This is a genomic window from Imperialibacter sp., from assembly GCF_048007035.1.
GTDB lineage: Bacteria > Bacteroidota > Bacteroidia > Cytophagales > Cyclobacteriaceae > Imperialibacter.
Genome location: NZ_CP180355.1, coordinates 6,480,492 through 6,491,664, shown reverse-complemented (window position 1 = coordinate 6,491,664; position 11,173 = coordinate 6,480,492). Strand labels below are relative to the sequence as shown.

At 46.3% G+C, this 11,173-nt stretch carries 6 protein-coding genes; 3 read left to right on the top strand and 3 right to left on the bottom strand.

The features are described 5' to 3' along the window. Positions 1-80: 80 nt before the first annotated feature. The gene (locus ACMVP2_RS27505; RefSeq protein ID WP_416865992.1) at positions 81-1,061 is read left to right on the top strand and encodes a hypothetical protein; all 981 of its coding nucleotides are present in this window, start codon (positions 81-83) and stop codon (positions 1,059-1,061) included. A gap of 279 nt (positions 1,062-1,340) precedes the next feature. Beyond that, positions 1,341-3,515 (top strand): hypothetical protein, encoded by a 2,175-nt coding sequence (locus tag ACMVP2_RS27500; RefSeq protein ID WP_416865991.1) that lies wholly within the window; start codon positions 1,341-1,343, stop codon positions 3,513-3,515. A gap of 275 nt (positions 3,516-3,790) precedes the next feature. On the opposite strand, the gene ACMVP2_RS27495 is transcribed toward ACMVP2_RS27500, so the two are convergent. After that, positions 3,791-4,987, bottom strand: a complete 1,197-nt coding sequence (locus tag ACMVP2_RS27495; RefSeq protein WP_416865990.1) for a fibronectin type III domain-containing protein — start codon at positions 4,985-4,987, stop codon at positions 3,791-3,793. Positions 4,988-5,321: 334 nt separating this feature from the next. Between ACMVP2_RS27495 and ACMVP2_RS27490 the strand changes: the two genes are divergently transcribed. Further along, positions 5,322-6,998 carry a carboxylesterase/lipase family protein gene (locus ACMVP2_RS27490; RefSeq protein ID WP_416865989.1) on the top strand — a complete coding sequence of 559 codons (1,677 nt, stop codon included), beginning with the start codon at positions 5,322-5,324 and terminating at the stop codon, positions 6,996-6,998. 74 nt (positions 6,999-7,072) lie between these two features. On the opposite strand, the gene ACMVP2_RS27485 is transcribed toward ACMVP2_RS27490, so the two are convergent. Next, positions 7,073-9,952 carry a calcium-translocating P-type ATPase, PMCA-type gene (locus ACMVP2_RS27485; RefSeq protein WP_416865988.1) on the bottom strand — a complete coding sequence of 960 codons (2,880 nt, stop codon included), beginning with the start codon at positions 9,950-9,952 and terminating at the stop codon, positions 7,073-7,075. Between the two features lie 195 nt (positions 9,953-10,147). Beyond that, a complete protein-coding gene (locus ACMVP2_RS27480) occupies positions 10,148-10,981 on the bottom strand; it encodes an aldo/keto reductase (protein WP_416865987.1) in 834 nt (277 codons plus the stop codon). Positions 10,982-11,173 lie beyond the last annotated feature (192 nt).

Sequence of the window (11,173 nt, the reverse complement as noted above, 5' to 3'; positions counted from 1 at the left end):
TTATGATACCACGCTCTTGATTTCCCAAATTGTTCAAGCTGACAAAGACGGTACGAAACAGTTTTATACACGACTAAATCGTGCGAATTTCATTAGTTTCCAAAAAAAGCCTTACGGATATCCGCAATCGGATTTGTCTGAACGATTGGTTTTTCTATCAGTTTTTAGTGGTTTTTACTGATGAACTATTTCCAAATGCTGACGATAACTTTAAGACAGCCTTTATATGGTTTACATTAATGAAATTTGGGTACGACTCGAGACTGTCTTTTGAAAATGGAAGGATTTATTTGGCGGTTCGGTCAGAAAGTAAAAGCTATCCCGGTTACAGTAAAAAAAAGAACTTTTATTCTTATTTGACCTTTCCAAACTCTGGTTACAACATAGAAGAATTTTTTATCCATGGTAAATCAGCTAAGGATTTTGACTTCAGCCTATTTCAATATCCTTGTCATGAAACAACTCGTGAAATTCGGAAGAATATTGATTTTAAAATCACCACGAGTGAGGGACATTCAGTTGCAACGGCTAACGTCATAATAGATTTAGATATCCTTGACCACTTAAGACAATTTCCGGCATTAGAATTTAGATACCTTGTAAACTCAAAGCTCCCTGTCGAAACACACGAATCATTTTTTAAGTCGTTAAATAGTTTAATTGAAGGGAAATCTGAATCAGAGATCATCCAGCTGCTTTTATCATTTGTGCAAACTTCAACTGAGTATAGTGATGATTTACAGAATCCCTCTCTTCATCGGGAAAAATGGTATACACCCTTCGAATCTCTTTACTATGAAAAATCGGATTGTGAGGACCGCACAGTACTACTTTATTATTTGGTGCGTGAAATTTTGGATATTCCAATTATTCTCATTGAATACCCGTCTAAAGATCATGTAAATGTTGGTATTGCTCTGACAAACCTTAAGACTGGTTTATTTTACAAAGGCAATTACTTCAAGGTATTTGAAACGACTTCAAATTTTGGTCAGGATGGAACCAGCCAAATCTATCGATTTTCAGAATTTCAAATACAAGCAGAGTATTTTCCTAAGTAAAATGTAGCGCCAACGAAGCATGATTATGGTAGAAGCCAAATGTCTCCGTCATTCCTGACGAAGCATAGCGGAGATCAGGAATCTCAATTTTCGTGGCGAGACCCTAATACAGGCTACTCAGAAGCATGTGCGATCCGGCAGGACGCTTGCGAGATAAGAGCTTTTGATCAGTTCAAGTGCCTTGTGGGGGAATGAACATTCAAAACCAATAATCCATTCCAAACTCTTTGCCCTTAATAACCAGCTGGTTATCTTTAGTAAGTGCCAAACTACTTACTCATGAACCAGCTCAAAATCTCGCTCGCAGGCAAGAAGTCTGCTTACAGCATCATTGCCATCCTATTCTTCCTTTCAGGAATTTACACTGCCTGCCAGTCGGATAAAGCAACGACTGGCGTCGATGCCGATGATATCGGTGGGATTGTTACAGGCCCCGGCGGCCCGGAAGCCGGAGTATGGGTGATAGCAGAGACATTCGATCTGCCCACCAGATTCGCCAAAATCGTCGTGACCGATGATCAGGGACGCTACCTGCTGCCCGATCTGCCCGACGCTACCTATTCCATTTGGGTGAGGGGCTATGGGCTTATTGATTCACCGAAGAAAGAGGGGAAGCCCGGTTCGTCAATTGACTTAGAGGCAGTTGCTGCGCCCGATGCCAAAGCCGCCGCTGCCTATTACCCGGGTGGCTATTGGTTTTCTTTGCTTCATGTGCCGGACAAGCAAAGCTTTCCGGGGACAGGTGTCAACGGTAACGGCATATCAGAAAGCGTACTCACACAAGCCCAGTACTTGTCAAGGATAAAGTCGGGCACCTGCCTGGCATGCCACCAGCTCGGCAGCAAGGGCACCAGGGAGATTCGTCCGACACTTGGGACGTTTAGTTCATCTAAGGACGCCTGGGCACGCCGAATCAGGTCCGGCCAGGCGGGATCGAGTATGGTGTCGGGTATACATCAGATTGGAGCTGAGGGAACGCTCAGCATGTTTGCCGACTGGACAGACCGTATTGCGGCAGGAGAGGTGCCTGAAGCACCCTCTCGGCCACAGGGGATTGAGAGAAATGTGGTGATCAGCCAATGGGATTGGGCGGACCCCAAGGCTTATATGCACGACTTGGTATCGACTGATCGCCGGGATCCGACAATCAACCCCAACGGAAAACTCTACGGAGCCACCGAATTGAGCACCGACTATTTGCCCGTGCTCGATCCCATGACCAGCACAACGGGGCAGGTACCGCTTACGGTAAGGGATCCGGAAACAAAGTCTGTTTCCGGCGAAGTGCTGGAGCCGTCAGTCTACTGGGGTGATGAAGCCATTTGGGACAGCAAAACCAATGTGCACAACCCCATGATGGACGAACTTGGAAAAGTTTGGATAACGGCCAATGTCGGTCTACCGGAGAATCCTGATTTCTGCAAAGCAGGGTCGGATCATCCCTCTGCCAAGTTATTTCCTGCAGATCGCTCTTATCGCCACCTTGGCTTATATGACCCGGATACCAAGAATTATACTACGATACGGACTTGCTTCAGCACTCACCATTTGATGTTTGCCGAAGATGCCAACAATACGCTGTGGACCAGCGGAGGAGGACAGGTAATAGGGTGGCTGAATACAAAGAAGTATCGTGAGACCGGAGATGAGCAAGCCTCTCAGGGCTGGACTGCCCTTATTCTTGACACCAATGGCAATGGCAAACGGGATGACTATGTGGAGCCGGATCAACCCGTTGACCCCAAAAAAGACAAACGCATTACCAAAGGGCTTTATGCCGTATCGCCAGCTCCCGACGGATCGGTATGGGGCTCTTCGCTTGGCTACCCTGGGGCAGTGGTTCGCCTCGATCCGGGCACCAACCCACCCGAAACAGCATTGGTGGAATACTATGAGCTACCTCTTAAAGAGTCGGGAGAGCCTGTTGAAGGCTTTTCTCCCCGTGGTATGGATGTGGACAGAAACGGCGTGGCCTGGGTAGCCCTGGCCAGTGGGCATTTGGCCAGCTTTGACCGCCGCAAATGTAAGGCGCCGCTCAACGGCCCGGATGCCACAGGCCAGCATTGTGCCGAGGGTTGGACGTTCTATCCTGAACCTTTGCCGCAGTTTAAAAACCTGGATGCACCAGGAAGCGCCGAAGCCAGTTATTATACCTGGGTAGATCAATTCAACACACTTGGGCTGGGAGAAAATGTGCCCATCAATACGGGCAATGAATCGGAGGCCTTGTTAGCGCTGAAAGATGGTGAGTTTGTGCGCCTGAGAGTGCCTTATCCATTGGGCTTTTTTACCAAATGGATGGATGGCAGAATCGACGACCCCGAAGCTGGGTGGAAAGGAAGAGGAGTGTGGGCTACCATCAGCACCCGAACGCCTTTTCACATGGAAGGCGGAAAGGGCACCACAAGCAAGGTGTTCAAGTTTCAGATGAGACCTGATCCTTTGGCTAAGTAGAATATTCACTATAAAATATGGCTCCAATGCGTTAGATAATCTTTACTTTCATGTTTTAATGATGGCCGATTCACTATCCAAAGTGGTTCTAAAAAGGGTTGTCTGTTAATATTCCGAATTTGTAGATAGAGAATGTTTTTGTCAGCTAGCAAAGTATGAGTTCACGAACCCTTGGTTCAACTTCAAACTAAAAACTTTGTTCGATCGGAAGCGAAACTGCAAAGCTCCTTCTGCTTGAATTCAATAATCTATTGACTACCTTATGACAAGGATTTTCAAAACTTCACCACCCGTTTTATACCTTCTGAATTTTCTGTCTTGTATTTTAAAAAATAGATACCTTTTTCCAATCCCTCAATACAGATTGGTGCCTCCAATAAACTCGTGCCCTCAATGAAAACTTTCCCAGCCTGATTCATAATTAAATAGAATACCTTTGTGCCATGGGTTTCAATTGAGGACTTTAAACGAATTTCTGAACTTGTCGGGTTTGGAAAAACCGACATGCTAACGTCAGGAACGTCACTAATTTGATCAAGAAGAAAGGCGCCTGAAGCAGGTAATGTTGTGAACTGCAATTCGTCTGAGAAAGGTGACTCTGGGCCGTGGAAATTCTTTGCCTTGGCGGTATATGTCGTATTAGGTGTTAAAGAGGTTACAGCTAAAACCTTCCGACTTCCATACGAGTAATTTTCCATATATTTTGGATATCCATCGACCAGACTTCCGTTTAGATAGAGGTAAAGTTTAGTTTGCGATACTTCACATGATGGAAGGTTGACGAATATTGTGCACGACGTGGATGTTTGAGTTCCATATAAAACCCAAGGTGTGGATGGAGTTTGCAATGCAATGTACACGGATTGCCAATAAGAAGCGCTGCTCTGAACACCCTTAAAAACTGCAGCTACTCGAAACTTATAGAGATATTGGCTTGTATTAGAGCAAGTAAGAGAGCTGACAAGTTGACTTGTTGAAGTCGTGTTATATGTTCCCACTATATTGTTGTTGTAGTCAGCCACCTGTACTTTGTAATAATCAACGCATGATGTGGAGGCAGTCCAATTGGCTACAAATGACGTAGAAGTTATGTTCGAACTATAGAGGTTAGTCGGCACGAGTGGCGTTGATAGGCAAGTTTTAAATGCGTATTGAGGAGAAGCTATGGAATAGCTCCCCGAATTGTACCACGCCACTACTTGGACACTATAGTTTGTGTTCGGCCCTAAACCGGAAATATTTTGAGAAGTAGCGGTGCCACTCCACACATTGTAAGTTGTAGAACCAGGAGAGACAATGACTTGAAAATACCCTGGCGTTGGGGACCCATAGTGTGTCCAGTTCACCGTCGCTGTGGTTGCGGTAATGTTAGAAATGGAAGTTATCATTGCCTGCTGGGCCCACGTATTCTGATAGACTATAAGAGAAATAGTAAAAAATGTAGCTAATGATTTTGCTGTATAATTCTTCATGGGACCTATATCTTGATTATATGTAGTTATTGGAGGAATAAATTTATATATAATTTTTTTTTACAAAGTAGTAGTGAATTTTTTACAGATAGACATAAGAAAAAAAAGTATTCATATATAATATATAAATTTCTCAGTTCAGGCTTGGTCAGTTTATATGCTATTCATTTTATTGCACATGCGAGTTCGATATCTATAGAGCTCCTAATATCATATGCCAGCTAGCTGAGCATATATCCGTTAAAAAAATATCTAAATATGATAAATTGAGCAATCGAAGGGTTTCAGTATCTATTATTGACTGAAATCCATACTTATTTAAACTATACCCACCATGAACACCAAAAGAAGAGATTTTATCCAAAAAATGGGCTTGGGCACCGCCGGAATAGGCATGGCAGCTACCATGCCGCTCGCATCTTGTGATGCTAATGCTAACAAGTCCACGGCTGATGAAATCGATGATGATGAGCAGTTCCTGTTCATTGGAGACGACATCGCCGTGGCAAATACCACCTCGGGAAAAGTGAGGGGTTATATACTCAACGGCGTCTATACTTACCTGGGTGTACCCTATGGAGCAGACACCTCAGGAAAAAACAGGTTCATGCCACCTCAAAAACCCGAGCCATGGACCGACGTGAAGCCAACCATTTGGTGGGGAAACACGGCTCCACAAATCATGGATGATCGCTATGCCAATGTGCACTACTCGTTCGCTGACCACTGGAACTACGACGACGTCAGCGAGGACTGTTTGCGCCTCAATGTATGGACACCTGCCACTGACGGCAAAAAGCGCCCTGTGATGGTGTGGTTGCATGGTGGGGGTTTTACCAACGGCAATGCCATTGAGCAGGACGGCTATCACGGCGAAAACTTTAGTAAAAAAGGAGATGCTGTTTTTGTTTCGATCAATCACCGATTGGGGCCAATTGGCTTTACTGACTTTTCTGGCGTAGGAGGAGAGAAGTATGCTTCATCTGGGAATGTTGGAATGCTTGACATCATTGCTTCGCTGGAGTGGGTACGTGATAATATTGCTAATTTTGGAGGAGACCCAGGCAATGTCACTGTCATGGGGCAGTCGGGCGGGGGTGCCAAAGTCACCGGAGTAATGGCCATGCCGGCAGCCCAGCAGCTGGTGCACAAAGGTGTGGCGCTTAGCGGATCGATGCTCAAAGGCGTCGACCAGAGCTACTCTCAGAAGTTGGGTGAATATGTGATGAAAGAAGCAGGGCTTACACCAGCTACCCTCGATAAAATACAGGACATTCCCTGGAGGGAATACCTCGATATAGCTTACAGAGCCATTGACAAAGCGAGAAAGGACAACTTGAACTCAGGTAGTGGCAGAGGCGGCTTCGGGCCAGTGGCCGACGGTGTACATGTACCAGCGGAGGAGTTTTTTAGTGACCCTAACGGCACAGGAGCCAATATGCCATTGATGGTATGTACTACTTTCCATGAACGCTCGCCTACACGCACCAGTGCAGAGCTTGAGGCGATTGATTTTGCCGGAGTGGTAGAAAAACTCAGGCCACAGTTTGGTGACGATGCCGAAAAAGTAATGGATGCCTATAAGACCAACTTTCCAAATGCCAAGCCGGCCGAAGTTTGGGCCATGGCTGTTTCTAACCGCAAAAGTGCTATCTCCACCTCCAATGCCAAGTCAGGCCAGAAGGCCCCGGTGTACCTGGCCTGGTTTGGTTGGGAGCCTAAGCTGTATGATGGCCGCATGAAAGCCTTCCATTGTATCGATATCTGTTTCTGGTATGCCAACACCGACAGGATGTACACCCACACCGGTGGAGGCAGCCGTCCAAGGAAGCTTTCAGAGAAGATGTCGGCTTCGTTGCTTTCGTTTATGCGCACTGGCGATCCTAATGCGGGCGCCTTACCGACCTGGGCTGCCTATACCAAGGAAAACGGCGAGACCATGGTGCTCAACGACGCCTGTGAATTGAAAAATGATCCGGACAGAGCTGCCAGAGAGGCACTGCCAGCCTGAGAAACGGTCTAAATAAAGAGGTCGCTCTGTGATGTTGCACAGAGCGACCTCTTTATTTATCAAGTAGGGGCTACCTATTTTTTCAACGCCCTCGATATTTCTCCTATCCAAAGTACCGGCGAGGTCGCAGCAATGATGATTCCCCAGTCTTTCAGTGATATAGGAACTGTCCTGAAAACTTCTCCACCAAACTCGACAATCATAAACTGGCCCACTACTATCAGAATGCCAACGATGATAAAGCCTACCCCCTTATCCAGTTCGTGGAAGGCGGACTTGCCAGTTGCGTACGCCTTAGCGTTGAACAGGTTCCAGAATTGCAGCATCACAAACACTGTAAAGAAAACAGACAAGTGGTAGGCGCTGATTTCACCATCAGTTTTGGTAAAGTAGAAAAGCATCCCTACAAGTAGCACGACAAACGAGAACCCGACAAACAAAATGTTTTTGCTCATGACAGGTGTAATGATAAAGTCGTTCGGATGCCGGGGCTTACTCTTCATTACATTGTGATCTGGTGGGAGAGAGGCTAAAGCGGCTGCTGCAAAGGTGTCCATGATCAGGTTCACCCAAAGCATTTGTGTGACAGTGAGAGGCAGCTCAAAGCCCATAAGCGAGCCAAGAAAGACTATCGATAGCGCCGCCACGTTGATAGTAAGCTGAAACAAGATAAAGCGCTGGATGTTCTGGTAGAGTGATCGCCCCCACATAACTGCTGTGGCAATGCTATTGAACGAATCGTCCAGCAGGGTAATATCGCTGGCCTCCTTGGCGACTGAGGTGCCAGAGCCCATGGAAAGCCCTACGTGAGCATAGTTCAGTGCCGGGGCATCGTTGGTGCCGTCGCCAGTAACAGCCACCACTGAGCCCGTTTGTTGTAATAACTGCACCAGCCTTTGCTTGTCGGAAGGTCTTGCACGACACATGATCTTCAGCCCCTGTACTCTCTTAAGCGCTTCTTCGTCACTAAGGGCAGCAAATTCTACTCCTGTGATTATCTGTAAATCACTGTCCTCATCCTTCCAAACGCCAATCTGCTTGCCAATCTCCTTGGCGGTGCCAGGTGTGTCCCCAGTAACAATTTTTACATCAATGCCTGCATCGTGGCAATCCTTTACAGCACTTGGCACTTCCTCCCGCACCGGATCAGAGATGGCCACAATACCGAGAAATGTTAAGTCGAAGTCAGCCAGGTCTTTGATGCTGGCTGGTGTTTCATCTTCTATTATTTTGTAAGCAAAGCCGAGTGTTCGCATTGCCTTGCCCTGATACTCAGTAAGCTTATTATCTACATCGCTCTTCACTTCTTTGATGAGCCTTGGCGTAGCATCGGAGGCTACATCTTTGCATTTGGACATCACAATTTCCGGAGCCCCTTTCACATACAACACCTTTTTTCCAAGAGTAGGCGACTCAACGAGCGTAGCCATGTACTTGCGTTCTGTAGAAAACGTCAGTTGTTCGATGACTTCAGCCTTTTCTCTTAGCTCAAGGTAGTCGATATCATTTTTGTGCAACCAGAAAAGCAGCGCTGCTTCTGTGGGGTTGCCAAGAGACTTGCTCTTGACAGGGTTAGAGTGGTCAAGATGGGCGGTTGTGTTGGCAGAAATACTTTCCTTAATCAGATTGGCTGCATCGCTATTTTCCCTTGGTTGCTGGTCTTTTAAACCAAAGAAATCAGTTTGATAAATGGTCATCTGATTTTGGGTGAGCGTACCTGTTTTATCTGTGCAAATAACGGTGGTCGCCCCCATAGTCTCGGTGGCGTGCATTTTCCGCACAAGGTTGTTGGTTTTCAGCATGCGCCGCATGCTCATGGCAAGGCTTAGCGTAACGCTCATAGGAAGGCCCTCAGGTACTGCCACCACAATAAGCGTAACCGCCACCATGAAATGCTGTAGAATGATTTTTGCCAGGTCTATCGAGGCCCAGGACTCGGCACTGGTTATATCTAATCCGGCAGCGAAGCCGACACCGAGCAAAACGGCAAAAGTCACGACGCCATAGGATAGCCATCGGAACCAGCTTCCGTTTTCAACACTGTCAGGCACTTCTTTGTCGTAGCCCATTAGCTGAATGCCATCGTACACAATAGGTAGCCAAACCTTCACCAGTACCACCATTATCGCAATAATGACGATTCCTGCGGATCCCAGCTGCACCAAAGGGACCTCAGTGGCTCCGAAAAACATGTCCTTGGCGAAAAGAACAGAAAAGGTAAGCACCGCCAGAATAAACCCAACCACACCAATGAGCTTGGCCAGTCGATCCAGCTGTTTGTTCAAAGGAGTGTCTTCCTTCGTCATTTCGGTGGCTTTCTTGGCTACCTGGCCAAATTCTGTGGCGTCTCCTACTTTTTTAACCTCCACCGTGGCGTGCCCGTCAATTACTTTTGTGCCCCTCATCACCCAATTGGATGGATAAGTGGAGTCGGAGTGAAAGTGAGCTGGATTGGTTGTTTTGTCTATGAGTGGCTCGCCGGTAAGCGTCGACTCATCTATTTGCAGCGAAACGGCCTCAAGCAACTCTCCATCGGCGGGGACTTCCTCTCCGGTTTCGAGCAGGATGATATCGCCAACGACAACGTCAGTCTTGGCCACCTCACCTATTTTACCATTTCTAATGACCTTGATCAGCTCCTGATCGTTGACCTTGTTGAGGATATCAAACTTTTTGTTGGCGTCCATTTCGAACCAAAAAGCGACTCCCGTAGCCAGAAATATTGCACAGAAAATGCCTATCGTTTCAGCATAGTCATTATGAACAACGGATATAATGAGGGATAGGAAGGCGGCAATGAGGAGTATTCTGATGATGGGATCCTCAAACTTCTCCAAAAAAAGCTTCCACAGCGGATCCCTTTCAGGCGGAGTCAGTAAGTTATTGCCGTACTTTTTCCTGCTTTCCTGAACTTGTTCGTCCGTCAGGCCGACGAAATGCTTCTTGTTCTCCATAGTATAACATTACAAATGTCAGTGCTTCCGGTTCTTGCAGCAAACTATGGTATAATGTTCAAAGGGTAGTCTACACTTAGCAAATTTGGGCATATTTTTTCAAATCGCCATTATTGGAATTTACAAGAGTTCTTTGTAAAAGAATATTTTCCAACGGAAAAATACACCCTGGCGAGATGATCATTAAGGGATAGTTCAGAAGCTGAAATTGTCAGGATCGGCGCCAACTCGCTGATGCTTATCTAGTTGGTCGATTGCAGCCATGTCCTCAGGGGTTATTGTGAAATCAAAAATGTTTGCGTTCTCTTTGATCCTCAATGGGGTCACACTTTTTGGGATGGTAGTTACGTCTTTTTGAAGATTCCACCTCAAAACTACCTGAGCAACCGATTTTCCGTATTTGCTGGCTAATTGCTGAAGGGCTTCAATTTTAAACACTCCGCCTTGCATCAGCGGGCTCCAGGCCTCCACCTGAATTTTTTTCTCGGCGCAGAAATCCAGGAGGTTCTGCTGAACCAGGCGGGGGTGAAATTCTATTTGGTTGACAGCGGGCACCGTTGACGAGCTGTTCATCAAATCTTCAAGGTGATGTTGTAGAAAATTGCTGACACCAATAGAGCGTATGTAGCCTTCGTTTAGCAGCCTTTCAAGTGCTCTCCAGGTGTCTTTGTATTTTTCCTTCACCGGCCAGTGTATCAGATAGAGATCAACATAATCAAGCCCCAGTCGCTTTATCGAATGGTCAAACGCTCTCAGCGTTGGCTCATAACCCTGTTCACTGTTCCACACCTTCGTGGTGACAAAAATGTCTTTTCTGGGGACGCCTGATGCTCTTACAGCATCGCCAACGCCACGCTCATTTCCATAGAGCGCAGCAGTGTCTATGAGTCGATAGCCATTTTCTATAGCGTGATGTATAGCATCAATTACCTCTTTCCCATCTTTGGTTTTGAAAACACCCAACCCAAAGTAGGGCATTTGAATGCCGTTGTTCAGCTTTACAGTGCCTTTTATATCTGTGATTGTCATCTACGTCTGTTGGAGTTTCATTTAGCGTGGCGATAACCAAATTGTCTTAAAAGTTACCAAAGAAGGGGTTATTATGCTGATGAAGTGGGTCGAACTGCTTTGCCTTGCGTCTTTCAGACCTGAAAAACCCACAGACAAACTGCCTGTGGGTTTTGATTAACAAATGAAATATATGGACTTGAATGTAAGAGG

Bases quoted from the DNA above. Each gene is read 5' to 3' on its own strand.
- ACMVP2_RS27485 (WP_416865988.1), bottom strand. From the start codon at position 9,952: ATGGAGAACAAGAAGCATTTCGTCGGCCTGACGGACGAACAAGTTCAG.
- ACMVP2_RS27480 (WP_416865987.1), bottom strand. From the start codon at position 10,981: ATGACAATCACAGATATAAAAGGCACTGTAAAGCTGAACAACGGCATT.
- ACMVP2_RS27490 (WP_416865989.1), top strand. From the start codon at position 5,322: ATGAACACCAAAAGAAGAGATTTTATCCAAAAAATGGGCTTGGGCACC.
- ACMVP2_RS27500 (WP_416865991.1), top strand. From the start codon at position 1,341: ATGAACCAGCTCAAAATCTCGCTCGCAGGCAAGAAGTCTGCTTACAGC.
- ACMVP2_RS27495 (WP_416865990.1), bottom strand. From the start codon at position 4,987: ATGAAGAATTATACAGCAAAATCATTAGCTACATTTTTTACTATTTCT.